At 61.0% G+C, this 26934-nt stretch carries 28 protein-coding genes; 24 read left to right on the top strand and 4 right to left on the bottom strand.

Features of this window, described 5'->3' with window-relative positions; all coding sequences use genetic code 11:
* The first annotated feature begins 7 nt into the window (after positions 1-7).
* The 8 genes from soxY to RE432_RS17680 all read left to right on the top strand — a co-directional run bounded on the left by soxY (position 8) and on the right by RE432_RS17680 (position 6260).
* Positions 8-475 (top strand): thiosulfate oxidation carrier protein SoxY, encoded by a 468-nt coding sequence (gene soxY / locus RE432_RS17715; RefSeq protein ID WP_310934883.1) that lies wholly within the window; start codon positions 8-10, stop codon positions 473-475.
* Positions 476-528: 53 nt separating this feature from the next.
* The gene (gene soxZ, locus RE432_RS17710) at positions 529-843 is read left to right on the top strand and encodes a thiosulfate oxidation carrier complex protein SoxZ (RefSeq protein ID WP_310934882.1); all 315 of its coding nucleotides are present in this window, start codon (positions 529-531) and stop codon (positions 841-843) included.
* A 67-nt stretch (positions 844-910) separates the two neighbouring features.
* Complete coding sequence (gene soxA, locus RE432_RS17705) at positions 911-1735, top strand: sulfur oxidation c-type cytochrome SoxA (protein WP_310934881.1); 825 nt, start codon at positions 911-913, stop codon at positions 1733-1735.
* 12 nt (positions 1736-1747) lie between these two features.
* On the top strand, positions 1748-2389 hold the full coding sequence (gene soxX, locus RE432_RS17700; protein WP_310934880.1) for a sulfur oxidation c-type cytochrome SoxX: 642 nt from the start codon (positions 1748-1750) through the stop codon (positions 2387-2389).
* A 38-nt stretch (positions 2390-2427) separates the two neighbouring features.
* Positions 2428-2937, top strand: a complete 510-nt coding sequence (locus tag RE432_RS17695; RefSeq protein WP_310934879.1) for a TlpA disulfide reductase family protein — start codon at positions 2428-2430, stop codon at positions 2935-2937.
* A 96-nt stretch (positions 2938-3033) separates the two neighbouring features.
* On the top strand, positions 3034-4746 hold the full coding sequence (soxB, locus tag RE432_RS17690; protein WP_310934878.1) for a thiosulfohydrolase SoxB: 1713 nt from the start codon (positions 3034-3036) through the stop codon (positions 4744-4746).
* A gap of 39 nt (positions 4747-4785) precedes the next feature.
* Positions 4786-5235, top strand: a complete 450-nt coding sequence (locus RE432_RS17685; protein ID WP_310934877.1) for a DsrE family protein — start codon at positions 4786-4788, stop codon at positions 5233-5235.
* 194 nt (positions 5236-5429) lie between these two features.
* Positions 5430-6260, top strand: a complete 831-nt coding sequence (locus tag RE432_RS17680) for an MBL fold metallo-hydrolase (RefSeq protein ID WP_310934876.1) — start codon at positions 5430-5432, stop codon at positions 6258-6260.
* A gap of 101 nt (positions 6261-6361) precedes the next feature.
* Here RE432_RS17680 and RE432_RS17675 read toward each other — a convergent pair whose 3' ends face one another.
* Positions 6362-6868, bottom strand: a complete 507-nt coding sequence (locus RE432_RS17675) for a heme-binding protein (RefSeq protein WP_310934875.1) — start codon at positions 6866-6868, stop codon at positions 6362-6364.
* A 169-nt stretch (positions 6869-7037) separates the two neighbouring features.
* Between RE432_RS17675 and RE432_RS17670 the strand changes: the two genes are divergently transcribed.
* The 6 genes from RE432_RS17670 (at position 7038) to RE432_RS17645 (ending at position 12754) form a co-directional block, all read left to right on the top strand.
* Positions 7038-7715, top strand: a complete 678-nt coding sequence (locus RE432_RS17670; RefSeq protein WP_310934874.1) for a response regulator — start codon at positions 7038-7040, stop codon at positions 7713-7715.
* Positions 7712-9070 (top strand): ATP-binding protein, encoded by a 1359-nt coding sequence (locus RE432_RS17665; RefSeq protein WP_310934873.1) that lies wholly within the window; start codon positions 7712-7714, stop codon positions 9068-9070. Before RE432_RS17670 ends, RE432_RS17665 begins: the two co-directional genes overlap by 4 nt.
* 130 nt (positions 9071-9200) lie before the next feature.
* Positions 9201-10916 (top strand): protein-disulfide reductase DsbD, encoded by a 1716-nt coding sequence (gene dsbD, locus RE432_RS17660; RefSeq protein WP_409079891.1) that lies wholly within the window; start codon positions 9201-9203, stop codon positions 10914-10916.
* Positions 10913-11716, top strand: coding sequence for a TlpA disulfide reductase family protein (locus tag RE432_RS17655; protein WP_310934871.1), 804 nt, complete (start codon positions 10913-10915; stop codon positions 11714-11716). The genes dsbD and RE432_RS17655 overlap by 4 nt, the downstream gene beginning before the upstream one ends.
* A 34-nt stretch (positions 11717-11750) precedes the next feature.
* Positions 11751-12524 (top strand): thiol:disulfide interchange protein DsbG, encoded by a 774-nt coding sequence (gene dsbG, locus RE432_RS17650; protein WP_310934870.1) that lies wholly within the window; start codon positions 11751-11753, stop codon positions 12522-12524.
* Positions 12525-12574: 50 nt separating this feature from the next.
* The gene (locus RE432_RS17645) at positions 12575-12754 is read left to right on the top strand and encodes a hypothetical protein (protein WP_310934869.1); all 180 of its coding nucleotides are present in this window, start codon (positions 12575-12577) and stop codon (positions 12752-12754) included.
* Between the two features lie 110 nt (positions 12755-12864).
* Here RE432_RS17645 and RE432_RS17640 read toward each other — a convergent pair whose 3' ends face one another.
* A complete protein-coding gene (locus tag RE432_RS17640; protein WP_310934868.1) occupies positions 12865-13050 on the bottom strand; it encodes a CsbD family protein in 186 nt (61 codons plus the stop codon).
* A 495-nt stretch (positions 13051-13545) separates the two neighbouring features.
* Between RE432_RS17640 and tssA the strand changes: the two genes are divergently transcribed.
* From tssA to tssH, 8 genes are all read left to right on the top strand, one after another.
* On the top strand, positions 13546-14601 hold the full coding sequence (gene tssA / locus RE432_RS17635) for a type VI secretion system protein TssA (RefSeq protein WP_310934867.1): 1056 nt from the start codon (positions 13546-13548) through the stop codon (positions 14599-14601).
* A gap of 56 nt (positions 14602-14657) precedes the next feature.
* On the top strand, positions 14658-15212 hold the full coding sequence (tssB, locus tag RE432_RS17630) for a type VI secretion system contractile sheath small subunit (protein ID WP_310934866.1): 555 nt from the start codon (positions 14658-14660) through the stop codon (positions 15210-15212).
* Between the two features lie 13 nt (positions 15213-15225).
* Positions 15226-16737, top strand: coding sequence for a type VI secretion system contractile sheath large subunit (tssC, locus tag RE432_RS17625; protein WP_310934864.1), 1512 nt, complete (start codon positions 15226-15228; stop codon positions 16735-16737).
* A gap of 91 nt (positions 16738-16828) precedes the next feature.
* Positions 16829-17311 (top strand): type VI secretion system tube protein Hcp, encoded by a 483-nt coding sequence (locus RE432_RS17620; RefSeq protein WP_310934863.1) that lies wholly within the window; start codon positions 16829-16831, stop codon positions 17309-17311.
* A 78-nt stretch (positions 17312-17389) separates the two neighbouring features.
* Positions 17390-17953, top strand: coding sequence for a type VI secretion system baseplate subunit TssE (gene tssE, locus RE432_RS17615; protein WP_310934862.1), 564 nt, complete (start codon positions 17390-17392; stop codon positions 17951-17953).
* On the top strand, positions 17953-19842 hold the full coding sequence (gene tssF, locus RE432_RS17610; protein WP_310934860.1) for a type VI secretion system baseplate subunit TssF: 1890 nt from the start codon (positions 17953-17955) through the stop codon (positions 19840-19842). The genes tssE and tssF overlap by 1 nt, the downstream gene beginning before the upstream one ends.
* Positions 19843-19853: 11 nt before the next feature.
* The gene (gene tssG, locus RE432_RS17605; protein ID WP_310934859.1) at positions 19854-20927 is read left to right on the top strand and encodes a type VI secretion system baseplate subunit TssG; all 1074 of its coding nucleotides are present in this window, start codon (positions 19854-19856) and stop codon (positions 20925-20927) included.
* A gap of 60 nt (positions 20928-20987) precedes the next feature.
* Positions 20988-23609 (top strand): type VI secretion system ATPase TssH, encoded by a 2622-nt coding sequence (gene tssH, locus RE432_RS17600; RefSeq protein ID WP_310934858.1) that lies wholly within the window; start codon positions 20988-20990, stop codon positions 23607-23609.
* On the opposite strand, the gene RE432_RS17595 is transcribed toward tssH, so the two are convergent.
* On the bottom strand, positions 23594-24319 hold the full coding sequence (locus tag RE432_RS17595; RefSeq protein WP_310934856.1) for an FHA domain-containing protein: 726 nt from the start codon (positions 24317-24319) through the stop codon (positions 23594-23596). The genes tssH and RE432_RS17595 overlap by 16 nt on opposite strands.
* Before the next feature lie 28 nt (positions 24320-24347).
* Complete coding sequence (locus tag RE432_RS17590) at positions 24348-24797, bottom strand: TssQ family T6SS-associated lipoprotein (RefSeq protein ID WP_310934855.1); 450 nt, start codon at positions 24795-24797, stop codon at positions 24348-24350.
* A gap of 240 nt (positions 24798-25037) precedes the next feature.
* Between RE432_RS17590 and tssJ the strand changes: the two genes are divergently transcribed.
* Positions 25038-25550, top strand: coding sequence for a type VI secretion system lipoprotein TssJ (gene tssJ / locus RE432_RS17585; RefSeq protein ID WP_310934854.1), 513 nt, complete (start codon positions 25038-25040; stop codon positions 25548-25550).
* Between the two features lie 43 nt (positions 25551-25593).
* Complete coding sequence (gene tssK / locus RE432_RS17580) at positions 25594-26925, top strand: type VI secretion system baseplate subunit TssK (RefSeq protein WP_310934853.1); 1332 nt, start codon at positions 25594-25596, stop codon at positions 26923-26925.
* The last annotated feature ends 9 nt before the right edge of the window (positions 26926-26934 follow it).

The raw sequence follows: 26934 nt of genomic DNA, 5'->3' as shown, positions 1-26934 counted from the left end.
GCGGGAAATGAATATACAACGTAGAAATGTGCTCAAGCTGGGTACTGTTTTGAGCCTGGCGGTCGCCGCCGGCATACTGCGGCCGGAGCAGGCGTGGGCCGTCCAGCAGGAGTGGAACAAAGCGGCTTTCGAGGCGACCAAGATAGACGATGTGATCAAGGCATTTGGCGGCGATCAGGCTGCCGAGAGCGACAAAATCACGCTGACTGCGCCGGACATTGCCGAGAACGGCGCTGTGGTCCCGGTGGGTGTGAGCAGCGATTTGCCCAACACGACGCAAATTTCGATCCTCGTTCCCAAGAACCCGAATGCGCTGGCGGCGCATTTCGATATGGTCGACGGTACGCTGCCCGAGGTTGCGACGCGTATCAAGATGGGCGAAACGTCGGATGTATATGCGTTGGTCAAATCCGACGGCAAGTTCTATACCGTTCACAAGGAAATCAAGGTAACGCTGGGCGGCTGCGGTGGCTAATCGCGTTGCTCGCCAGCACATCATCCTGAATCAACCACATACAAGGAACAACCATGGCAACTAGACCAATGCGCATTCGCGCTGTACAGAAAGATGGCGTCACCGAAGTCAAGGCACTGATGAGCCACATTATGGAAACCGGCCAGCGCAAGGACGGCGAGGGCAATATCGTTCCTGCCCACTACATCGACCTGGTTGAAGCCAAATGGAATGATCAGACCGTGCTATCGGCCCAGTGGGGTCCGGCGGTCTCGCGCGACCCATTCCTGTCTTTCAAGTTCAAGGGCGGCGAAAAGGGCGATAAGGTGGCGATTACTTGGAAGGACAACAAAGGCGAAAGCCGCACTGATACGGCCGAGATTCGATAGGCTCATTGCCACGTAGAAGAGAAAGAGAACGACAAGGTCGGACGTACTCAACAGGGAGGTAGGAGACATGAAGAGCAAACTGAGCAGCGCCGCGGCACTGGTGCTTGCCGCCGGCGCAGTACTGGCAGTTCAGCCTGCAAGCGCGCAAGACAGCACATCGGAGGGCATCGAGCAATACCGCGAAATGCTGAGTGACGGCGGTAATCCGGCCGAATTGGTCGAGATGATGGGCGAAGAATTGTGGGCCGAGAAACGCGGCCCCAAGAACGTTTCGCTCGAGCAATGCGACCTGGGCCAGGGTCCTGGCGTGGTCAAGGATGCCTATGCACATTTGCCGCGCTATTTCGAGGATGCGGGACAGGTCATGGATCTTGAAACCCGCTTGGTCTATTGCCTGGTCAATCTGCAAGGCATGGATCGGAAAGAGATCACCAAGAAGCCTTTTGCAGGCGGGGGCGAGTACTCCACCGATTTCGAATCCTTGGTCGCTTATGTGGTCGGCCAGTCACGCGGCACGATCATCGATGTGCCGCAGAGCCATCCCCAAGAAAAAGCTGCTTATGAGCGTGGCAAGCAAATTTTCTTTTTTCGCGGCGGGCCGTATGACTTCTCCTGTGCCTCCTGTCATGGTGTCGACAACCAGCGGATTCGGCTGCAAGAGCTTCCCAAGCTGAGCGACCCCGGTCCGGCGCAAGCGACCTATACCGTCTGGCCGGCCTACCGGGTGTCTCAAGGGGCGCTTCGTACCATGCAATGGCGGATAAGGGATTGCTTCCGCCAACAGCGCATGCCCAGCCTCAAGTTCACTTCGCAGGCCTCCGTCGATTTGCTCACCTATCTGGCGGTCACCGCAGATGGCGGAAAAATGGACGCCCCTGGCATCAAACGGTAAATGGAGACGCTCATGAAAAAATCCACAATAGCACCATTCACCGTACTGGCAGGCTTGTTGCTGGCAACTGCCGGTGCGTATGCCGATGAAGTCGTGACGGGTACCAGCGCAGAAGATGTCCAGGCCGTGCTGGAAGCTTCGTTCGAGCCCAAGGGCATTGCCAAAATGGACCGCTTGGAACAATCGGCCATGCAAAAGGCTTGCTCGCAGGCTGAAATGACGGGTAAGCCTTTATCGCAAGAGCAGGTGGCCCAGATCACTAAAGAAGCCATGGCTTCTGTAAAGCCGCCAGTTGACGGTAATTACCTGGGCGATTGGAAAGCCGGGGAAAAAATTGCCCAGAGCGGCCGAGGCCTGCAGCTTAGCGACAAACCGGGCGCGCCCAACGGAGGCAACTGTTATGCCTGCCATCAGATGAGCAAGGCAGAGATTTCTTTCGGCAATATCGGGCCGTCTTTGTTGCATTACGGCAAATTGCGCGGGTCTTCCAAAGAGATTCTGGACTACACCTGGGCCAAGGTCTACAACTCCCATGCGAACATGGCCTGTTCGAACATGCCTCGCTTTGGCGCGGCGGGTATTTTGACCGAGGAACAATTAAAGGATGTCATGGCCTTGCTGCTGGACCCCGAGTCACCGGTCAACAAGGATTGACGCTAAACGCGTTGCATAAGGGGAAAGGCATGCGGAGCATGAGGCTCGCCGCGACATGGGCGGGGGTTGGGTTGGCAGCCAGCATGGCGTTTGCAGCGCCGACGCTGGCTGCCAAAGTGGGTGATCAGATTGCACTGCCCGAGATTCGCCTGCTCGACGGAACCACGATTCCGGAAGGGCATTTCAAGGGCAAACCCGTCATCGTTGAGTATTGGGCCTCCTGGTGTCCATTTTGCGCGCGTCAGAACCCCTATGTTCAAAAACTGTGGCTGCAGGCGAAAGAACAAGGCCTGGATATCTTGACTGTCAGCATCGACAGCAAGACAGCGGATGCCATCGGTTATCTGGACAAGCATCAATACACCTTCCCCGCCGCCATGGAAACCCAGGCTCTGCGTGATGTGTTGGGCAAAAGAAAAGTGGTGCCTCATGTTTTTGTGATCAATTCGGAGGGTTATGTTGCGGAGTCGATACCCGGTGAAATGTTCGAGGAAGATGTACTGGGCCTCATCAAGTACGCTCCCGCACCGGCCAATACGACCAAGTAGAGCCGATCGCCGGTTCGCGATAGCGCGTCCGCAACTGGGGTGTGCGCCAGGGCACGCCTCGGTCCAATTTTTATTAATCAGCAGGAAGCCGTTTTTATGATTAGTCGTCGCGAGTTCCTACAAGTGCTGGGTATTGCCGCTGCCGGTGGAATGACTTTTTCGCATTCCGCGCGTGCCGCCCAAGAGTCGGCTGCCAAGTTTTATGACTTGCCGCGTTTTGGCAATGTGCATTTTCTGCACTTCACGGATTGCCACGCACAGTTGCAACCCATTTACTTTCGTGAGCCGAGTGTCAACATAGGACTTGGTTCCGCGCTTAACCGGCCCCCTCATCTCGTGGGCGAGCATTTTCTTTCGCACTATGGCATGAAGCCGGATACGGCCCAGGCCTACGCGTTTACATGCTTGGATTTCGAAAACGCGGCGCGCCAGTATGGAAAAGTGGGTGGATTTGCACATATGGCAACCCTGGTCAAGCAACTGAAGGCCGGCCGGCCTGGCGCATTGCTGCTCGATGGTGGCGATACGTGGCAAGGGTCGGCGACAGCGTTGTGGACCAAGGGCCAGGATATGGTGGACGCCTGCCTGGCGCTGGGTGTCGATATCATGACGGCACACTGGGAGTTCACACTGGGTTCTGATCGTGTCGAAGAAATCATAGCCAAAGATTTCAAGGACAAGGTCGAGTTCATTGCCCAGAACGTACAAACGTCTGATTTCGGCGATCCCGTGTTTCCGTCTTATACCTTGCGGGAGATGAACGGGGTGCAGGTGGCGGTGATTGGCCAGGCATTTCCTTACACCCCCATAGCGAATCCGGGCTACATGGTGCCGGACTGGACTTTCGGCATCCAGGAAAGCCAGCTTCAAAGCGTCATAGACGAAGTGCGAGGCAAAGGCGCCAAGGCGGTAGTGCTGCTCTCGCATAACGGCATGGATGTCGATCTCAAGCTGGCGTCCAGGGTGCGCGGCCTGGACGCGATTCTAGGCGGTCATACGCACGACGGCTTGCCAGCGCCCGTGATCGTGGAAAACAGCGGCGGCAAGACGCTGGTGACCAATGCCGGCAGCAACGGAAAATTTCTGGGCGTGCTGGATTTCGATGTCAGGGACGGCAAAGTGTCGGATTTCCGCTATAAGCTCATGCCGGTGTTCGCTAATTTTCTTGATGCCGACCCGGACATGGCGGCGCTCATCGAGAAAATCCGATCGCCCTTTGCTGAAAAGCTGGCCGAAACCTTGGCGACCACCGACGATATGCTGTATCGCCGCGGTAACTTCAACGGTACGTTCGACCAGCTTATTCTTGATGCGCTCATGACGCAGAAGGAGGCGCAGATAGCGTTTTCCCCCGGCTTCCGTTGGGGCACCAGCCTGCTGCCCGGATCGGATATCACGATGGAACACCTGATGGATCAAACGGCAATCACCTACCCCTATACGACGCTGACTGACATGCCGGGCAGTCAGATAAAGGTCATTCTTGAAGACGTAGCCGACAATCTGTTCAACCCGGATCCGTATTATCAGCAGGGGGGCGACATGGTGCGCGTGGGGGGTATGCAATACACCATTGATCCGCTCAAGGAAGCCGGTCAGCGCATCAGTGACATGATGCTCGACGGAAAGCAAATTGAGGCGGACAAGATCTATAAAGTTGCTGGCTGGGCCCCGGTTGCCGAAGGCGTCCAGGGCGAACCCGTGTGGGAGGTGGTTGCCCGCTATCTGCGCGACAAGAAAACCATTGCTGCGACCAAGTTGAACGAGCCCCGGATCAAAGGGGTCGACGAGAATCAAGGCATGGTGTGATGCAGCACTCGTTGCCACTTATTTTTCAGGAGGTACGTCATGAGTAAAATCGCTAGGTTTACGCTGGTTCTGGGCTTGGCCTTGTCGGGTGCTTCGCTTTCTGTGTCTGCGCAGGAGTCAGTAGCTGCAGCAAGCAAGGAACAAACCAAGGTTGTCTATCACATCAATGATGCGGCAAACCAGGCGCTGGCCGCCTTGCGTAGTATGCGAAATCACCTGGATACCGCTCGCAATACCAAAATTATTGCTGTGGCGCACGGAGACGGTATTGATTTCCTCCAAACAGACTACAAGGATGCGGATACGGTCGGTCCCCTCATATCGGGGTTGGCGTCGCGCGGCGTGCAGTTTGAGGTCTGTGAAATCACCATGAGCCGCAATGAATTGACAAAAGACGACTTTGTGATGGAAGCACAGTTCACTCCTTCAGGCGTGGTACGCATCGCAGAGCTGCAGAGCAAAGAGGGCTACGTGTATATCAAGCCCTGAACCATGCGTGATCCCTTATCGTGACAAATAAAAGGAAGCCTGACATGGCCTCTATGCTGCAAAGAGCGCTTGCCGTCCTGGGGGCCTGCATGACTGCAGGCCTAGTCCAGGCATCGGCTGCAGAGCAGGCGACGCTTGAGCTCAAGCCCATACAAGTCAGCCCTCATGTATATTATTTTGGTGGCGAGTCCAGCATGGCAAGCGCGGCGAACAAGGGCTTTATGTCCAATGCCGGCTTTGTTGTTACTGACGACGGTGTGGTCGCGTTTGATGCCCTGGGCACGCCTGCGTTGGGTGCAGCCATGCTGGCCGCGATTGCAAAAATCACTGACCAGCCGGTCAAGCGCGTGATCGTCAGTCACTATCATGCGGACCATGTCTATGGCCTGCAAGAATTCCAGAAGGCAGGTGCTGAAATCTGGGCGAACAGTAAAGGCCAAATCTATTTGAATTCTGACATCGCCCAGGAACGTCTTGCCCAGCGCCGGACTGACCTGGCGCCGTGGGTGGATGAAAATACCAGACTGGTTCCGGCCGACCGTTGGCTGGACTTCAAAGACGGTGAAGCCATTCCGTTCACCCTGGGCAACATGCAGTTTCAGCTTATCGATGTCAGCGGCGCGCATTCTGACGATGACATCATGATGTACGTGGCGTCGGATAAGGTCTTGTTCGCGGGCGATCTGTATTTCACCGGCCGTATTCCGTTCGTGGGCGACGCCGACAGCAAGGCTTGGCTTGCTGCGTTGGACAGCATGCTGGACGTGAATCCCAAAATCGTTGTTCCGGGCCATGGCGCCTCGTCTACCAATACCCAGGTAGATATGGCGCTTACGCGTGATTATTTAGAGTTTATGCGTAAGGAAATGGGGGCGGCTGTGGAAGAAATGATACCGTTTGAAGAGGCTTATGCAGCGATAAACTGGAGCCGATTCGAATCTTACCCCGCGTTTGACGATGCCAATCGCATCAACGCTTACGGGCAATACCTGGTCATGGAGCGGGAAAGCCTGGAGGGCAATTAGCGGCGGCAGCTTCATGACGAAACGTGCTGGGAAGACTCATCCGGTTTTTGCCGTGCAATGCCTGCAGCGAACTGATATTCGACAGGCATCGTCGTATGCGTTTATTGAAAATCAAGATCTGCTTGAATCGCGGCGATGCCGGCTTGAGCACAGGTTTCATCGGCATCGCCGCCCGGCGCCCCTGATACGCCGATGGCGCCGACTAGCGATCCCGCCGCTTCAATAGGTAAGCCTCCCCCCAAGGCGAGAACCTGATGCAGATGGCGGATGCCCGATGTTGGTTTGCCTGCTTGCGTGGCCTCTGCCAGTTCGCCGGACGGCATGCGGAATCCAGCCGAAGTATAGGCTTTGCGCGTGGCGGTTTCAGGTGTATGCGCACCGGCATAGCGATCGCGCAACACGGCGATCGGCGTACCTGATCGGTCAGTTACGCTGACAGCGACTTGGTATCCGCTTTTGCGGCAGGATTCAAGCGCCCCTTTTGCCGCTTCCAGAGCCGCCTCAGTGGTCAGGGTCTGGCTAGCGTAGGTGGTTTCAGCCGCCAGCGCGGTGCTGCCGGCGAAACAGGCCAAGCCTAGTACGGCCATGATCTGATATCGTCTCTTCATCCCGATTCTCCTTTTGATGTAGCCCGCATTGAATTGCCTTGATATTATTTCTAGGTATAAGTTTATATTACTTTTAGCATATGGAATTCGGAGTCTGGCGTACCCGCCGCAAGATATGGCTCGCCAGGCGCTAGGCGGCTATTTGGCGCCCGAAGAGAAGGAGTTTGGAATGCATATCTTGCTCGTCGAAGACGATCCCCTGGTGGCGAGCGGTATTGTGGCCGGATTGAAATTGCACGGCCTGACGATTGATCATGTGAACACCGCGAGCTTGGCGGATGCTGCTCTTGCCGCCTCGTATTTTGATGTCTGCGTCCTGGATCTGGGGCTACCCGATGAGGATGGCATGAAACTGCTGCGCCGCTGGCGCGATCAAGGCCGTGACCTTCCCGTCCTCATCTTGACCGCCCGCGACGCGCTGAACCATCGTGTGGAAGGGTTGCTCGGCGGCGGTGACGATTACCTGGTCAAGCCTTTCGACCTGGATGAATTGCAGGCCCGCCTGCATGTGTTGACGCGCAGGGTAGCGGGACGCAGCAAAGACTGTCTGGATCACGGAGAACTGACTTTCTGTGCTTCAACAGGCGAGGTGCGCCTGGCCGGCACGCCTGTAGCGCTGGCCCGTCGCGAGCTTGCGCTGTTGCGCGCCTTGTTGCAGAACCCTGAGGCCATTCTGAGTGCCGAACAGCTCTGCGACAGCGTCTATGGCTACGAACAAAATCTGGAAAGCAACGCGATCAACGTCCATATCCATCACCTGCGGCGCAAGCTTGGAAACCATATTGTTGAAACGGTGCGGGGGCTGGGCTACAGGCTCGGCTCGGCCGGAAAGGCAGAAGCACCATGAGTCTGCGTCTGCGGCTGCTGTTAATCATCGGCATGTCACTGTCGCTGCTGTGGGCTGCTGTGGCCGGCTGGATGTTCATGGATGCGCGCCAGTCCTTGCGCGACGCGCTGGATAATCGCCTGGCCGCCTCTGCCCGGATGGTGGCCGGGCTGGTCGCCCAGTTTCCGCAGCCCGGAGACATCGTGGCAAACAGCAGTAAACCTCTGGACGTCGTGGCGCGCGATGGGGTGGCGTGTGAGGTCAGTCTTGTGCGTGGGGAAGTTGTGATCGAAGCCGTCGCCCGTACAACGGGCAGCCCTGACCTGGCCCGTGCGCCTGTGGGGTTTGGCACGCATAGGTACGGCGACAAGCGATGGCGCACCTACGTGCTGCGTCAGGGCAATATTCAGATTGCCACGGCCGACAGCATTGATGTCCGAGAGGCGTTGGTCAAAGAGCTGATCTTATCCGCAGGGTTGCCATTTGTTGTTGCCTTGCTTGGAAGCCTGGTATTGGTGTGGTTTGGCATCACGCATGGGCTGGCGCCCCTGGAACGCATTCGCGATCTCTTGGCAAGGCGCCGTCCGGGCGATGATAGTCCCTTGCCCAAAGTCAAGGCGCCGGTCGAACTCCATCCGCTTCTGCATACCATCGAGCAGCTTCTTGAGCGATTGCAGGCTGCCATTGTGCGCGAACGCCGCTTTACCGATAGCGCCGCCCACGAATTGCGCACGCCTCTTACAGGCGTGAAGACACACATTCAGGTCGCAAAACTGGCGTCTCGGCGGCCCGGCGAGGGCCCAACGCTGGGCGCTGCGTTGGCCAAGGCCGATCAGGGAGTGTTGCAATTACAGAGTATTCTTCAGCGCTTGCTTGAGCTGGCGCGGCTGGAAGGCCAGCCTGCCGGAACGGAGGCCAGTGATCCGCTTGAAGCGGTGTACGCCGCGATCCAGGCGGTGCAGCCTCTTTACGGCGATGCTGCAAGCCGGGTAACGGTACAAGGAGCTGCGGATGCCTGCCAGGTACGTGTCGCCCGGCCCCTCTTGCTCGCTGCCTTGACGAACCTGATTGATAATGCGATACGCTACACGCCGGCAGGCACGCCCATCGCTATTCACATCGAAACGCAAAGCAACGGAACGCTGCGGCTCAGCGTACTGGACGAAGGCCCGGGACTGGATGACGAAGGCCGGGCTCAAGCCGCTAACCGGTTCTGGCGTGGAGATATAAAAACCCCGGGCAACGGCCTGGGCCTGTCGATAGTGGATGCCATTGCGCGCCGGCATGGGGGGACGCTTGAGCTTCTGGCGCGGGATGGCCCAGGCCTGGAGGCTAGGCTTGTGCTGCCTATTGCGCTCAAGACTGCGCCGTCTTGATTCCCCGTCTTGCTTTTTCCAGGTGAATCGCAATGCCTTAAGCTTCCCTTAATCCTACCGGTGCATGATCGACGGAAATCACTTGTAGGAGCCCAGCTTGTTTGTTTACCGGATCGTCCGCGCAGCGTTGATGCTGTGTTGTCTTGCCATGGGGAGCGCCTGGGCAAGCAGCGGTTTTTTCTCTTTGGGGAATGAGCCCGAATTTCTTGATCCTGCGGATGTCTTTACGCTGGAGCACTTGCAACAACAAGGCGACGAGTATGTGGTGCAAGGGCATGTTGCCGATCGCTATTATGTTTACCGCCATTCACTGAAGCTGGTCGACGCGCTAGATAATGATGTCGATTTGGCTCTTCCCGCCGGAGCTCCCAAGCATGACGAATTCTTTGGCGATACGGAAATCTATACAGGTAATGCCGCCCGCCTGCGTTTTCCCGCAACAGCGCCTGGCCCGCTGACGCTGCATTGGCAAGGGTGTGCGGAGGAGGGCATCTGCTATCCACCGCAGGCCATACAGATCAGCGCGGCAGCGGCATCCCCCGTTGGCGAGGATCAGGCGGCGGCCCAGCGGCTGGCGGCGCTGGGGCCCGTCGCCGGTACGCTGCTGTTCTTCGGTTTCGGCCTATTGCTGGCTTTTACGCCTTGCACCTTGCCGATGATTCCCATCGTCTCGACCATGGTCGTTGGTAGCCAGGCCAAGCCGCGGCGCGCTTTCGTCTTGTCGTCGTCATATGTCCTGGCGATGGCTGGCACCTACGCGGCGGTGGGGGTGGCAGCCGGGCTGGCGGGCGCCAATTTGCAAGCCACGCTGCAGTCGCCATGGCTGCTCGGCGCCTTTGCCGCGCTGTTTCTCATCCTGGCCAGCTCGCTATTCGGTCTATTCGAGTTGCGCTTGCCATCCGCCCTGATGAATCGCCTCCAGGCAGCGGGACCTGCACGTTCAGGCGGTAGTGTCACCGCTGCGGCCGCGCTGGGTTTTCTGTCGGCGCTTTTGGTCGGCCCGTGCATGACGGCGCCCTTGGCGGGCGCGCTGTTGTACATCGGGCAGACGGGCAGTGCGGTTCAAGGCGGACTGGCCCTGTTTGCGCTGGGACTGGGCATGGGCCTGCCGCTGTTGGCGATTGCTGTGTTCGGCGCCCGTGTCCTGCCCAGGCCCGGCGCGTGGATGGATCGGGTACGCGTCGCCTTCGGCTATGTCATGGTCGGCATGGCGGTGATGATGCTGACGCGCTTCTTGACCGGTCCGATGAGCCTGCTGCTCTGGGGAGCCTGGATATTGTTGGTGGCGGTAGGGCTCGTCGCCTGGGCGCAAGCCGTGGCGGCCAGGCAGCGGTTGGCGTGGGCCTTGCGTTCAGCGGCGGTATTCGTCGGCCTATGGTCCGTCCTGATGCTTGTGGGCGCCGCTTCGGGAGGCAACGCCATCTTGCAGCCGCTGGCGCATCTGCGCGGCGCGCCCGCTGCAGCCACGGCAACCGCCCAGGTCAGCTATGTCCAGGCGAAATCAGTGGCCGACGTGGATGCACGCTTGTCGGAAGGCGCCGCGCGCGGCCAGTGGACCTTGATTGACTTCTACGCGGACTGGTGCGTCAGCTGCCATGTGATCGAGCGCAATGTGTTCGGTGATCCCGCCGTCGCGGCGCGACTGGCGCGCATGCACATCGTGCGGCCCGACGTGACGCGCAATGATGCTACGGACAAGGAACTGCTCAAGCACTGGGGCGTCATGGGGCCGCCCACGCTCATACTGGTGGGGCCGGATGGCACGGAACGCCGCGACCTGCGTGTGGTGGGCGAGATCGGCGCACGCGAGTTTCAGGACCGCCTGGACGCGGCGGGTGTGTCATGAGCGGCATTGGCCCATTCCCTATACAGGTCGTCACGGTTATCGCCGCTGTGCTGCTGGCCTGGCTGACAGCCCGAATCGTCGGCCGGCGGATGCCCGATGTGCCTTACAAGGCTGCCGGGTCAATGATTCTTGACGCCGTGGTCTGGGGGCTGTTAGCAGCCCGTCTGGCGTACATCGCGCAATGGCGGGAGGACTACTTGGCCGCACCCCGGTCCATGATCGCCATCGGAGATGGTGGTTTTATCTGGTGGGTCGGCGTGCTGGTGGTGGTTGCCTACATTTGGCGACGAACTCGGTCAACTCCGATCCTACGCGTCCCCGTGCTGGCAGGCGTCATGGCTGGTGTCGTCGCCTGGGTCGTTGCGGGCGGAGTGCTCGCTTTGCTGCTGCGCTCCGCGCCGCCTTTGCCTGACCTGCAGCTGGCGACGCTGGATGAACGCCCCGTTTCACTGAGCGCGTATGCGGGGCGGCCCATCGTACTCAATCTTTGGGCTAGCTGGTGCCCGCCATGCCGGCGCGAGATGCCGGTGCTTGAGCAGGCCCAGACGGCGTTCCCCGGCGTTTCGTTCGTCTTGGTCAATCAGGGGGAAAGCGCGCAACAGGCCAAGGAGTTCCTACAGAACGAAGGCCTGAACTTGACAGATGTTCTGCTCGATCCATCGTCCGAGGCTATGCGGAAAATGCGAACGGGCGGCTTGCCCACCACTTTCTTTTTCGACGCGCAAGGGCGCATGGTGGATCTGCATCTGGGCGAGATCACGATGTCTGTTCTCAAAGACAAGGCATCACGCCATTTTTGACTAATCATTGGATTAATTCAGACAAGGAATAACGATGTTTGCACAGCGTGTGCTCTTCTCTTTCATGGCGGCGGCGCCACTCATTTTCATGCCCGGCGCCGGCCTGGCCCAGGCCACGGACAAACCGCCGGTTATCGAGGCGTTGGAAGGCCAGGGCGTCATCTTCAAGCAGGAATTCGAGGCGGGTGAAGGCGTGCGCGCCTTTGCCGGCATCGTGGGCGACGATCCGGTCGCGGTCTACGTGCTGGGCGATGGCCATGCCGTTGCGGGCACACGCCTGAATGCCAAGGGCGAGCCGATTGACCAAGCGACATTGCAGAGCTTGGTGGCCAAGCCGATCAGCGACCAGGCTTGGGCGCAACTGGAGTCGGCCACCTGGGTGTTGGATGGCAGGGCCGACGCGCCGCGCATTATCTATACCTTCACCGATGCAAATTGCCCCTATTGTCATCTGTTTTGGGAAGCCGCGCGTCCGTGGGTGGATGCCGGAAAAGTCCAGCTTCGACATCTTTTGGTCGGCGTCATCAAGGAGGACAGCCCAACCAAGGCGGCGGCGATCCTTGGCGCCGCCGATCCTTCGGCTGCATTGCTGCAGAACGAAGTCAAGTTTGATCAGGGCGGGATCACACCCGCCAAGCGCGTTCCGGATAATGTGCGGCAAACGCTCGATGACAACCAGATGCTCATGCTGTCCATGGGTTTCCGGGGTACGCCGGGTATCGACGTTCAAGGCGACGATGGCCTGATTGAAAAGCATAGTGGCATGCCGCAGCAAGGCGCACTGGCCGAAGTCTTAGGCCCGCGCTGATGGGTGGCAGATGGCATAATGGGCGCTGAACACCCCATACGAGACTCACCATGAATGCATACTCTACCGTCGCCATCCCGCTACTTTGTTGCGGCGTCACTTTTTTGCTTATCGGCATGGTCATGGGAAATGTGACCTTTCTTAGCCTGGGCGCTGCGTTTCTGGCTACCGGCTTGCCGTTCCTGATCGTGGGGGTCAATCGCAAGCGCGCCGCTACAGGCGGCAAGTAGGCCGCCCCCATCGCGTCAGTTCGCAAGAGGGCGGAATCAGTCCCATCCCCAGCGCCACAAAAGAAAAGGCCCCTCGCAAAGAGGGGCCAAGACTCATTGCCTAGGCCGTTTTAGGCGCGCTTGGCGGCGTCCTTCACAGCTTCTTTGGCATCGCCTGCCTTGCGCTGGGCCGTGCCTACGTTCTTCTCCACTTTACCTTCCAGCTCGGTTTGCTTGCTGTCGGTGATTTTGCCAGCAGCTTCTTTTACAGAGCCTTTGGCTTCTTTAGTGGCGCCTTTGACTTGATCTTTGTTCATCCGTGCGCTCCTTATCAGCGTTGAGGGTGGACGGGCTGCCCGGGTTTTTGCTGGCCCGGCTGGTTTTGACCGGGTTGTGCCGTGCCGGGTTGTTGTTGCCCGGGCTGATTGGGGCTGCCTTGGTTTGTGCCTTTCTGGCCCGGATTCTGTTCCGGTGGGCTGGCGGGTTTCTGATTCTGTTCCATGATGGTGCTCCGTTAACGCCGCCTGGGTAACCCTGAGCGGGCTGCCTTCAGGCGGTGCGATGAGACCAGAGCAAGCGCTGTGCCTGAAAAGGCCTGATCGCACTGCCGACGGTCCTTGCCCTGTCAGTGCGCCTATCCTCGCCACGTGCACTTGTTGCCGTCTGTAGCGACTTGAACACAATATATTAAAGACTGTAATAAAAAGAACGTGTCATATTCGATACGCGCGGCTTGCCTAGAATCTCCTCACTTTTAACGAAGGCCGGATCCATAACGGCCTTCTTGACGATTGCCACGCGGATTGAGATTCATGGCTGTATATGCTGACCTGTTCAAGGCGTTCGATGCGCCGTCTTCCTGCGGTGAAAACCTGGAATACAGTCCGGAATTCCTGGCTTTGCAGCAAGCGGTGGCGGGTAAGCCGGAGCAGCAGTTCGGCACGACCATCATTCCGGAACAGGCGCCCGATTGGGCCTTGATCGAACGCGAGGCGCTGCAGCTTTGCGAGCGCACCTGCGATGTCCGGATCGTGGTCCTGCTGACGCAGGCCTGGACCGAACTGAAGGGTTTGCCGGGCTTTGCCGAAGGGGTCGAGCTGCTGGCGTCGACGCTGGCGGCACAGTGGGACGATGTATATCCTTTGTTGCATGTAGACGATGAGTACGATCCCATGCCCCGCATCAATGCGTTGGTGGCGCTGGGCGATGTGCAAGGCGCTGTGCGCAGTGTGCGCTCCGCGACCTTGTTGAAGGGCATGCACGGGCAGGTGTCGGTGCGCGAGGCGGAAGCGCTGCTTGACGGCAGCAGGGCGCAGTCTGAAACCTATCCGGGCGGGCGTCCGCGCCTGGTCGACGCCTTGCGTCATGCGCATCTGCTGCGCGCGCCCGAACTACTGGCCGTTTCGCAGTCTTTGCAGGGCTTGCAGGCTATCGAGGACGCGGTGGCGTCGCGGATAGGCTCCGAATGGGCGCCTGACTTTTCGGGTATCCGGCGCACGCTGGGCATGATAGCCCATGCGATGGATGTGGATGCGGATGGCGCCGATGAACCGGCCCAGGCGCTGGGCGATGGGCCGGTTCCGGGCGAAGCGGGCTTGCCCGAGCCTACTGGCGCCGGGACTGCCGGGCCGGGCCCGGCCAGTGTCGCATGGCGGGACGTCGCCATTCAGTCCCGCGGCGATGCCCTGATGGCGCTCGAGCAGGTATGCAGCTATTTCGAGCGCTACGAGCCCAGCCACCCCGCGCCATTCCTGATACGCCGCGCGCAGCAGACTATTCCCCTGGATTTCTACGAAATGCTGAAGAACCTGGCCCCGCAGGGCCTGGATCAGTTTGAAGCCTGGGTTCCCAAGGGCGGGGCGCAATGATGGCGTCCGCGGCCTGGATTCAAGATCAATTTTCAACCCTGCACAAGGAGTGATGCATGGCGACCAGCAAGAGTGGACAGAAATTTGTAGCGCGTAACCGGGCGCCACGCGTACAGATCGAGTATGACGTCGAGATCTACGGCGCCGAGCGCACGATCAACCTGCCGTTCGTGATGGGAGTGATGGCGGATCTGGCGGGCAAGTCGACACAGCCGCAGCCCGAGGTCGCGGACCGCAAGTTCATGGATGTGGACATCGACAATTTCGATGATCGCATGAAAGCCATCAAGCCGCGGGTGGCCTTCCACGTGCCGAACACGCTGACGGGTGATGGCCAACTGGCTGTGGATATCGAATTCAACAGCATCAATGATTTTTCTCCCGCCACGGTGGCCAACAAGGTCGAGGCGCTGAAGAGCCTGCTGGATGCCCGCACGGAGCTGGCCAATTTGCTGACTTACATGGATGGAAAGACCGGTGCGGAAGAACTGATCGGCAAGGTGCTGGAAAACCCGGCCTTGATGAGCACCCTGGCGTCTGCGCCCAAGCCGCAGCCCGGCACGCATGACGCCGATGGCGAAGACAGCGGTACCACCCTTAACCAGGCTTGATACGGAACGTTTTATGAACGCACACACCCAGAGCACCGCGCTGCAGGAACCGGCAGACGATCAATATGCGGAACAGGCCGATGGCCTGTCGGCCTTGCTGCAAAAGGAATTCAAGCCCAAGACCGACCAGGCCAGAGTCGCGGTAGAGCATGCGGTCAAGACCTTGGCGCAGCAGGCCCTGGTGCATTCGGCCACGATGTCGTCGGATGCCTATCAGTCCATCCAGGCGATTATTGCCGAGATCGACAGGAAGTTGTCCGAGCAGATCAACCTGGTCCTGCATCATGAGCAGTTCCAGCAACTGGAGGGCGCGTGGCGCGGCCTGCATTACCTGGTCAACAACAGCGAAACCGACGAGATGCTGAAGATCCGGGCGATGTGCATCACGAAGAAGGAGCTGGGGCGTACGCTCAAGCGCCACAAGGGCGTCGGTTGGGACCAGAGCCCCATCTTCAAGCGGGTGTACGAAGAAGAGTACGGCCAGTTCGGCGGCGAGCCGCTGGGCTGCCTGGTGGGTGACTATTACTTTGACCACAGCCCGCAGGATATCGAGCTGCTTGGCGAAATCGCCAAGATCTCGGCCGCGGCGCACTGCCCCTTCATCTCGGGCGCATCGCCCGATGTCATGCAAATGGATTCCTGGCAGGAACTGGCCAACCCCCGCGACTTGACTAATATATTCACCAATACCGAGTATGCCGCCTGGCGCAGCCTGCGCGAATCGGAAGATTCGCGCTATGTGGGCCTGGCGATGCCGCGCTTCCTGGCGCGGCTGCCTTATGGCGTGCGCACCAACCCGGTGGACGAGTTCGATTTCGAAGAGGAGACCGAGGGCGCCAGCCATGACCGCTATACCTGGTCGAATTCGGCTTATGCGATGGCGGCCAACATCAACCGCTCATTCAAGGAATACGGCTGGTGCACGTCGATACGCGGCGTGGAGTCCGGCGGCGCGGTCGAGAACATGCTGTGCCACACCTTTCCAACGGACGATGGCGGTGTGGACATGAAGTGCCCCACCGAGATCGCCATCAGCGACCGGCGCGAGGCCGAGCTGGCCAAGAGCGGCTTCATGCCGCTGGTGCACCGCAAGAATTCGGATTTCGCCGCTTTCATCGGGGCCCAGTCGCTGCAGAAGCCGGCCGAATACTACGATGCCGACGCCTCGGCCAATGCCCGTTTGTCGGCACGGCTGCCCTACCTGTTCGCCTGCTGCCGGTTTGCGCATTACCTGAAGTGCATTGTGCGCGACAAGATCGGCTCGTTCCGCGAACGCGACGACATGGAGCGTTGGCTGAATGACTGGATCATGAACTACGTGGACGGCGACCCGGTCAATTCTTCGCAGGAAACCAAGGCGCGCAAGCCGCTGGCGGCGGCTGAAGTGCAAGTGCAGGAGCTGGAGGACAACCCCGGCTACTACGCCGCCAAGTTCTTTTTGCGGCCTCATTATCAGCTTGAAGGGCTGACGGTCTCTTTACGGCTGGTTTCCAAGCTGCCGTCGTTGAAACAGAACGAGGGCTAGCCGGTAGCCGGCCATTACCAGGAAGTTGAATCGGCCACGTCGTGGCGGATTGGGCTCATTTTTCTCACTGTTCTCTTACCAGGGGTGTTTTATGGCTGTAGATATGTTCATGAAGATCGATGGCGCCAATGGCGAATCGAAGGATGCGAACCACAAGGATTGGACCGATATCCAATCGTTTTCCTGGGGTGCGACGCAGCCCGGCGCCATCACCAGCGGCGGTGGCGGCGGTATCGGCAAGGCCAACTTCAATGACCTGCACGTGGTGGCGCGCATTGACAAGGCCGCGCCGGCCGTCATGAAGCATTGCGCCAACGGCAAGCACTTGAGCAAGATCGAGCTTTCGCTGTGCAAGGCCGGCGGCTCGCAGATCGAATATTCCAAGGTTACGCTGGAAGATGTGCTGGTGACATCGGTGCAGATCGCCGCCGATAAGGAATCGGAAGCGGTGCTGGTCAACTACGCATTCCAGGCGGCAAAAGTGAAGCAGCAGTACTGGGAGCAGACCGACGCAGGCGGCAAGGGCGCTGAAAGTCTGGTGGCCTGGGACATCAAGCAGAACAAAGAAGCCTAAGCAGCTGTGTAAAGACGGCCGGACAGCCAGGGAAGCAAGATGTGCTGTCCGGCTTTTTCTTGCCTGGACAAAACATATATGACCGTCAGATCGCACAGAGCGCAGCGCAGCCGCGACAAGCTGCGTGGCCCGGGCGACGATCCCCGCATTGCGCGCGATCGTCTGCAGCCCGCCTTGCTGGACCGCCTGACCGACGATATGCCGGGCCGGCGCGGCGAATCCCGGCACGAGATGTTGACGCATGCGCAGTTGCGCCTGGCCGTCCTGCGCGACCTGAGCTGGCTGCTCAATACCGTCAGCATCGAGTCATCCCACGATCTGGGGCATTGCGCCCACGTCAGGACGTCGGCCCTTAATTTCGGCGTGCGCGCGCTGGCGGGCAAGCGCATGTCGGAAGTGGACTGGGTGGACCTGGAACGCGCCATCACCGAGGCCATTGTCCATTTCGAACCGCGCATTCTGGCTGAAACCATCATGGTCCAGTGCATGACGGATGCCGATGTGCTTGAGCATCACAATATGCTGAGTTTCAAGATCAAAGGCCTGCTTTGGTGCGTGCCGTACCCGCAGGAGTTCCTGTTTCGCACGGTGATCGACCTGGAAAGCGGTCATATCGACCTGAGCGATATGGGTACGCACTGATGCAGCCGCGCTTGCTTGAATACTACAACCGCGAGCTCGAGTACCTGCGCGAGCTGGGCGCCGAGTTTGCCGAACGCTATCCCAAGGTTGCGGGACGCCTGGCCATGAATGGCACGGATGTGGCCGACCCGTATGTGGAGCGCCTGCTGGAAGGTTTCAGCTTCCTGACGGCGCGCATCCAGATGAAGATGGATGCGGAGTTTCCGCGCTTTACGCAGCGCCTGATGGATGTGGCGTACCCGAATTATCTGGCCCCGGTGCCATCGATGACGGTAGTGCAGTTTGCCCCCAGCATGAACGAAGGCACCTTGGCCACGGGCTTCCGTTTGCCGCGCGGGACCATGCTGCGCGCCGGACTGACGCCGGGCGAGCAGACCCGCTGCGAGTTTTCCACGGCGCATGACCTGACGCTGTGGCCCATGCGCGTGGCTAGCGCACAACTGACCGGGCCGCCGGCGGACCTGCCCTTGAGCCGGCTGGGCCTGGCGGGCCGCGGCTCGTCCGTGCGCGCCGCGCTGCGCCTGCGCTTTGAATTATGCGGCGGCGCCTTGCTGCATGAGCTGGACCTGGACCAGTTGATGTTCTACCTGAACGGGCAGGACGTCCAGATGAGCCGCTTGCTGGAACTGGTGGCCGGGCACACGATGACGGTGTTGTGCCACGATACGGGCCGGCCAGTAAGCCGCATCGAGCGTTTGCCCAGGACCGCCGTCCGGCACGAAGGCTTCGATACCGAACAGGCGCTGCTGCCCGCCGATCGGCGGCTGTTCCAGGGCTACCGCTTGCTGCAGGAGTACTTCGCGTTCCCCGATCGCTGCCGGTTCTTCAGCATCAATGGCCTGCAGCCTGCCTTGAAGCGGATAGGGGACAGCCAAGCCTGCAAGGCGTTCGAGCTGACCCTGCTGCTCGACAGCAGCGTGCCGGAGCTTGAAAACCTGATTACGGCCGAGCACCTGGCCCTGCATTGCACGCCCGCCATCAATTTGGTGCCCAGGCGGGCCGACCGCATCGCGGTCACGGCCCGGAACCATGAATATCATGTACTGGTCGAGCGTTCGCGGCCGCTGGACTACGAAGTGTTCAGCGTGGACAAAGTCATTGGCCACGTGTCGTCGGATCAGCAGCAGGAATTCCGCCCTTTTTATGGTTCGCTGGAAAAGGACGGCGGGGACTATGGCGCTTACTTCTCGGTCCGGCGCGAGGCGCGCGTGCTGTCGGATACCGGACAGCGCAATGGCACGCGCACTGCGTATACCGGCAGCGAGGTTTTCCTGTCGCTGGTGGACCGCAACGAGGCGCCGCATAATGCGCAGTTGCGCCATCTGAGCGTGGAAACATTGTGCACCAACCGCGACTTGCCCTTGCTGCTGCCGCGCGGCGGCCAGACGGATTTCACGCTGCGCGTTTCGGCGCCGGTGGCCTCGGTGCGCATTCTGAAAGGGCCGTCGCGGCCCCGGCCGGCGCTGACCGACAGCGCGGCGACCTGGCGGCTGATCAGCCATATGGGGCTCAATTACCTGAGCCTGGTCGACATCGATGACCAGCAAGGCGCGCTGGCCATGCGCGAGTTGCTCAGCCTGTACTGCAATGCGGCCGATGCGGCGGCCAGCCGGCAGATTTCCGGCCTGCGGCACATACGCATCCAGCCCATGCATCGCCGGCTTCCTGTGCCCGGCCCCATGCTGATGGGGCGCGGGGTGAAGATAGACGTCAGCGTGGATGAAACGGCTTTCGCGGGTATCAGCCCCTTCATGTTCGCCGCGGTGTTGGAACAGTTTTTTGCGCGCCATGTGTCCATCAACATGATGACGGAAATGTCCTTGTCGACGCTCCAGCGCGGGCATGCCGCAAGCTGGCCGGTGCGCCTGGGCGGCCGTCCCGCCGTGTAAGGGCCGCCGCCATGCGCACTGTATACCAAGAGGTAGAGCACGCGTCGGGCGGCGAAGGCGCGGCGCCGGGGCCCCCCGGGCTGCCCCCGGCATTCTGGGACGCGCTGATGGCCGACCCGTATTCGCACGACTTGTTCCATGTGCTGCGGTGGGTGGATGCCCGGGCCGGCGCCAGCAAACCGCTGGGCAAGGCCGGTGCGCCCAGGGGCGAGCCGGTGCGCATGCGCCAGACGCCCAGCATGGCGTTCGCGCCTTCGACGCTGTCGGCGGCTGCCTGCGATGGCCCGGGGGGCGCGGCGGAACTGTCCATACTCAGTTTCGGGCTGTTTGGGCCCAATGGGCCGTTGCCCTTGCACCTGACGGAGTATGCGCGCGGGCGGATTCATCACCATGGCGATGAAACGCTGTCGGCCTTTGCCGATGTTTTTCACCACCGGTTGATCTTGCTGTTCTACCGCGCCTGGGCCGATGCCCAAAGCACGGTCAGCCTGGATCGCGCCGAGCAGGCCTTCAGCCGCCACCTGGCCAGTCTGCTGCATATGGGGACGGGGGGCCAGCAAGGGCGGGACAGCCTGCCGGATCACGCCAAATACTATATGGCGGGGCATTTGCTGCGCCAGACGCGCAACCCCGAGGGCTTGTTGCAGATCGTGCGCAGCTACTTCGATGTGCCTGCGCGGATTCATGAGTTCATTCCGCAGTGGATTCATCTGGACCCGGGCCAGCAATGGGCCCTGGGCGACCCTGACGCGGCGCTGGGACGAACCACCTTGCTGGGGGCGGCGGTGCGCGATGGCCAGCACAAGTTCCGTCTTGAGCTGGGGCCCTTGCGCATTGACTCGTACCGGCAGTTCCTGCCCGGCGGGAAAAAAGCTCGGCAGTTGCTGGACTGGGTGCGCCAGTACTGCGGCCTGGAATACGAATGGGATGTGCAACTGGTGCTGGATCAGCGCGATGTGCAAGGGCTGGCGTTGGGGCGGCCCGCGCCCCTGGGCCTGGCCAGCTGGCTGGGCGATCGCCACCCCGCGCAGGGCGATGCGCGCGATGTCATGCTGAATCTTGAACGGCGCATGGGGGCGGCATGACAGCGCAACATGCCGCGCCCTGCGCAAGCCAAAAAACTTTTCTTTGTTGAAGTGGGAACCATGACGGACATTAGCCGTGTAGAACTTTTCGGAAAGCTGGACGATGTGATGTACCGGACGCTGGATGGCGCCACGGCATTCTGCAAGCTGCGCCATCACACCCATGTCGAACTGGTGCATTGGCTGCATCAGCTGTTGCATGCGCAGAACACCGATTTGCATGCCATTATGGCGTACTTCGAGCTGGATGCGGCCAAGGTCGAACGCGGCATGCTGGCCGTGCTGGACCCATTGCCGCAAGGCGCGGGGTCGGTGTCGGACCTGTCCGGCCATATCGACGAAGCCGTCGAACGCGCCTGGATTTATGCCTCGCTCAAGTACGGCGCCCCGCGCATACGCAGCGGCCACCTGGTGGCGGGCTTGCTGAAGGACGCCAGCCTGCGCCACGTGCTGTTTGGCATCTCGCCCGAGTTCAAGAAGATCGTGCCCGACCTCTTGCTGCTGAAGTTCGACGCCATTGTGCAGGGCTCGGCCGAACAGGATGCGGCCCGGCCCGCGGCGCCGCCGTCCGGCGCCGGCCCGGCCTCGCAGCGGGCCGTGGCCCTGGCGCAGTATGCTGTCGATCTGACGGCGCGCGCCCGGGCGGGGCAGATCGACCCGGTCTCGGGGCGCAGCGAAGAAATCCGCCAGATCATCGATATTCTGATGCGCCGCCGCCAGAACAACCCCTTGCTGACGGGCGAGGCGGGCGTGGGCAAGACGGCTGTGATCGAAGGCCTGGCGCTGCGCCTGGCGCAGGGCGACGTGCCGCCTGCGCTGCGCGGCGTATCCTTGTACATGCTGGACCTGGGCCTGTTGCAGGCCGGTGCGGGCATGAAGGGCGAGTTCGAGGCGCGCCTGCGCGGCATCATCGATGCCATCCAGGCAAGCGAGAAGCCCATCGTCCTGTTCATTGACGAGATCCATACGCTGGTGGGCGCGGGCGGCGCGGCCGGCACGGGCGATGCAGCCAATCTGCTCAAGCCGGTGCTGGCCCGCGGCGAGCTGCGCACCATCGGCGCCACGACCTGGGCCGAATACAAGAAGTACATCGAGAAAGATCCCGCGCTGACGCGCCGCTTTCAGGCTATCCAGATATCAGAGCCGTCAGAGGCGCAGGCCATGGTCATGCTGCGCGGCCTGGCGCATACGCTGGGCGAACACCACAAGGTCTTGCTGCTGGACGAGGCCATCGATGCCGCGGTGCGCCTGTCCCATCGTTATATTCCGGCCAGGCAGTTGCCGGACAAAGCGGTTGCCTTGCTGGATACGGCGTGCGCCCGGGTTGCGGTCAGCCAGCATGCCGTGCCGGGCGATCTGGAAGATTGCCGGCGCGAGATCGAGTCGCTGGAGGCCGAACTGGCCATGCTGCAGCGTGAACAGCAACTGGGCATAGCGCATGCGTCCCGTCATGAACAGGTCCAGGCCCATCTGGCGGCCAGCCTGCAAAAGCGGGATGCGCTGGACAGCCGGTGGCAGGCCGAGCAGGCGCTGATGACGCAACTGCAGGCCTTGCGCGGCGCCTTGCGCGAAGACGCACAGGAAGCCGATGAGCAGGCGCGGCTGCGCGAAGAACTGGCCGGGCTGCATGAACAACTGGCCCAGCAGCAGGGCGAGACGCCGCTGATCTTCCCCTCGGTGGATGCCGCCGCGGTGGCCGCGATCGTGGCCGAGTGGACCGGCATTCCCGTCGGGCGCATGATGCATGACGAGGTGGTGTCGGTGCTGAAACTGGCCGACACCATGGAACAGCGGGTGGTGGGCCAGCGCCACGGGCTGGAGGCCATCGCCCAGCGCATCGAGACCTCTCGCGCCAAGCTGACCGATCCCAATAAGCCGGTGGGCGTTTTTCTGCTGTGCGGGCCCAGCGGCGTCGGAAAAACGGAAACCGCCCTGGCCCTGGCCGAAACGCTATACGGCGGCGAACAGAATGTGATCTCGATCAATATGAGCGAGTTCCAGGAGCCGCATACCGTGTCCACCTTGAAGGGGGCGCCTCCCGGCTATGTGGGCTATGGCGAGGGCGGCGTGCTGACGGAAGCCGTGCGGCGGCGTCCCTACAGCGTGGTCCTGCTCGACGAGGTCGAGAAGGCGCACCCCGATGTGCACGAGATCTTCTTCCAGGTGTTTGACAAAGGCTGGATGGAAGACGGCGAGGGCCGCTACATTGACTTCAGGAATACCATCATCATCCTGACGTCCAACGCCGGCGCCGACCGGGTCGCGTCTTTATGCCGCGATCCGGACCAGCCGCCGGCGCCCGGCGACTTGGCGCAGGCGCTGCGCCAGCCTCTGCTGAAGCTGTTTCCGGCGGCCCTGCTCGGACGCCTGATCGTGGTGCCATACTATCCCTTGCCCGACGCCATGCTCGCGCAGATCGTCGCCATGCAGCTGGACCGCATACGCATGCGTCTGCTCGACCACCATCGGTTGCCGATGAGGGTCGAGCCCGAGGCGATTGCGCTGATTGTGGATCGCTGCACCGAAGTCGAATCAGGCGGGCGCATGATCGATGCCATCCTGACCAACACGGTGCTGCCCCGGATCAGCCGCGAGCTGCTTAGTGCCGCCGTCGCCGGCCGGGCCCTGGCCTCCATCACACTGGGCGCCGTGGACGGCGAGTTTGTCTACCGGTTCTTGTGATGCCCGTCGCCGGCGAGGCCCTGGGTCAGGGCCTCGTCTATCGGGTTGCGGCGCTGCGGCGCCAGCGGATCCGCCAGGTCCAGCGTGCTGGGCGTGGGGTTGCTGAAGATATGGCTGTCGCCGGCGTCGGGTTCGGTATCGACATGCTCCCGGTTGGTCTCGTAAAGGGCCGGCCGCTGCACATCCACCTGCAACTGCTGCAGGGGATCGGGATGGTTGCGCGGCGCCTGTGAGTCCAGTTCGAAGGGATGCAGATGGCCGGTTCCGGCCGGTACGCCGACCGGCAGCACCCCGGGGCCGTCCAGCAGCGCTTTGAAAATATCCGAGGTGTCCTGGACGGGGGCTTCCGGCTCCGGCGGCAGGAGCGCCGCCGCCGCAGTAGCGGCCGCTGCAACGACGGCCGGCGCGGGCTCATGCGCGGCGGCCTGCAGCGTGTAGTCGCCGATGGTCAGGGTGTCGCCCCGGGTGATGGGGGCTTCTTGCAGCAAGGGCAAGGCCTGCCCGTTCAACTGTATATCGGCGCGGCTGGATACGCTCATCAGGCTGCAGCGCCCATCCTTGATGCGGACCACCGCCTGGATCCGGCCGACTTCTGCGTCTTCGCTGAGCAGCAGGTGATTGCCCGGGCATCGGCCTATCGTGCCGCCCGGCTCTGTGAAGTCGAATGCGGCGCTGCGCGATGTCGGTGTATGGGTGGCAACGAGTTTCATGGGCGGCCTCTATGGCGTTGGGGCATGCTTATCGGGATGGCGCGCTTGCGCCGCGGGCATCCGTCAGCGTGTTGCCGGACGCTCTGTTGGCATCCGCCCTGGCCTCGGAAAACACGGGCCCCCACATGGGGTGATCGCGCTCGGACGGCTCCAGGTCGAAGCCTGGATAGCGCTGCAGCAGCCTGTCGAAGCTGCGTTTGCATTGGGCGGTTTTGTGTTCCAGGCAATAGCTGAACGCCTGCAGCTTCACGGCGGGAATATGCACCGCAGGCGGCGCCGATTGCAAGTCGGCGGACAAGCCCACCGTTTGGGCCACGTCCGCATAGCGGCCCGCGTTGTAGTCCTGTTCAAGCTCGGCCAGCGCCTGTTCCTGCGCCGGCGTGGCGGCCCTGTCCGAGTGGGTGGAGTCCAGCGCGCAGGCGCTCAATGCCATGCAGGCGGCCATGACGGCCCAGGGCGTTGCGAAGTTATGTGTCATGAAAGTTGCTCGGTTGTCGTTGTTGTAGGGGTGTTGTCACCGCGTTCCCGACATCCTAATGACTCAATGTGTCTCTTTTTTGACTTGGGCGGCAGCGGGGCGGCGGGGCTCAACCTTTTTATTATCTTGATGTAAATGACGTAAGACTCTGTAGGTTTAACCAAAATGTCTTCTGTCTTGTGTTTGATAGCGTTCTTATCTGTGATGTAACGAAGAACCAGCAAGACAGGAAACCAGTGCATGACCATATGGCCTCGTAGGCGGATTTTTTGGGCAGTCTGTTTTTGCGCGACGTTGGCGGGGTGCGCGGCCACGGCAAGCCGCCTGGCCGTGCCCTATGTGGTCGAGCTGCATGCCATGCCCGATGTGAATCCGGGCGCCCACGGCAAGGCGGCCCCCATACAACTGACCGTGTATGAATTGAAGTCGGTCAGCAAGTTCCAGGCGACTGGGTATTTCGGCCTGCAGGGCGATGCCGCCGCCGCGCTGGGCGAGGAACTGCTGGCTACGCATCGCGTGATGCTCAGGCCGGGGCAGACCGAGACAATCACCCGGCCCGGCGATGTCAACGCGAAGGCCCTGGGCATCGTGGCGGGCTACCGCGAGCTGGATGCAAGCCAATGGCGCCTGCTCGTCGACCTGCCCGAATCCCGGCGCACCAATATCTACAAGTTCTGGCAATTCTCGCCGGGTGAGCAACGCATCGGGGTCGAGGTCGGCAAGCATGGGATGACGCTGGCGCCCAATGACTGAGCCGTGAACGGATCCCAATCCTGTCAACAATCAAAGATCGAGTATGGAACGAAAGAGAGTGGTCTGGTCCGAGGGCATGTTTTTGCGTCCTCATCATTTTCAGCAGTTGGAGCGGCATCTGGAGTATCGCGGCAGTGTCCATACGCAATGCGCTGCCGGGGTGTTCTGGGGATTCAGGACCCTGCAGCTGGACGCGGATGCGCTGGCGCTGGGCAAACTGGCGCTGAAGCAGGCGACCGGTGTTTTTCCGGACGGCACGCCTTTTGACGTCAGTTCGCCGGCCGATGCGCCCCAGGCGTTTGAGCTGCCGGCGGGCGCGCACGACAAGAAGATTGTCCTGGCCATTCCCCGGCAACGGCGCGGCGGGCAGGACGTCTCGTTCGAGGAGGACGCCGACAAGCTGGCGCGCTACAGCGTCATGGAAGAAGAGGTGGCTGATTCCAGCGCCGTGGCGCTCGGTCCGGCGATGCTGCAATTGGGGCGGTTGCGCTTGTGCTTGATGCCGGAAGAAGAGGCCGGCGGCGAGTGGCTTGCCCTGGGTGTCGCCATAGTGCGGGAGCGGCGCAGCGACAATCGCCTGCTGCTGGACCCAAGCTATATTCCGCCCACGCTGGCCAGCGGCTTCAATCCCGTCTTGCGTTCTTATATTCATGAGCTGTATGGCTTGCTGGAGGCGCGCAGCGAATTGCTGGTGCAGCGGCTGGCTGAGCCAGGACGGGGCGGCGTGTCCGAAGTGTCGGAGTTCCTGCTGCTTGAAACCATCAATCGCTATCGCGGCGCCCTGTGGCACGCGCAGCAACTGGAAACTCTGCACCCGGAGCGCCTGTTCCGCGATCTGCTGATGCTGGCCAGCGACTTGTCCACGTTCTCCGCCGAAGGGCGGCGCCTGGCCTCGTTTCCCGAATACCGGCACGATGAACTGGCCTTGAGCTTTGAGCCCTTGATGGCGCAGTTGCGCCGTTCGCTGTCAGTCATCCTGGAAGATAAAGCCATTCAGATACCGCTGGAAGACAAAGGGCAGGGTGTGCGGGTGGCGCGCCTGAGCGACCTGGATATGGTGCGCAGCGCCGGCCTGGTGCTGGCGGTGCATGCGCAAATGCCGTCGGAGCTCACGCGCGCGCGGTTTCCGGCGCAGGCCAAGCTGGGACCTATCGAGCGCATACGCGATCTGGTGCACTTGCAACTGCCGGGCATTGCCTTGCGGCCCCTGGCCAATGTGCCCAAGCCGCTGCCTTATCACGCCGGCTATATCTATTTCGAGCTGGAAAAGAACGGTGAGATGTGGAAGCAGTTCGAACGCACAGGCGGGCTGGCCTTGCACCTGGCGGGCGATTTCCCGGGCCTGCAGCTTGAATTCTGGGCCATTCGCGAATAATGCAAGGAA

The sequence above is a fragment of the Pusillimonas sp. SM2304 genome, from assembly GCF_031628915.1.
In the GTDB taxonomy this organism is placed as follows: Bacteria; Pseudomonadota; Gammaproteobacteria; order Burkholderiales; family Burkholderiaceae_B; genus Pusillimonas_C.
This window is presented reverse-complemented; position numbering and strand designations above follow the sequence as displayed.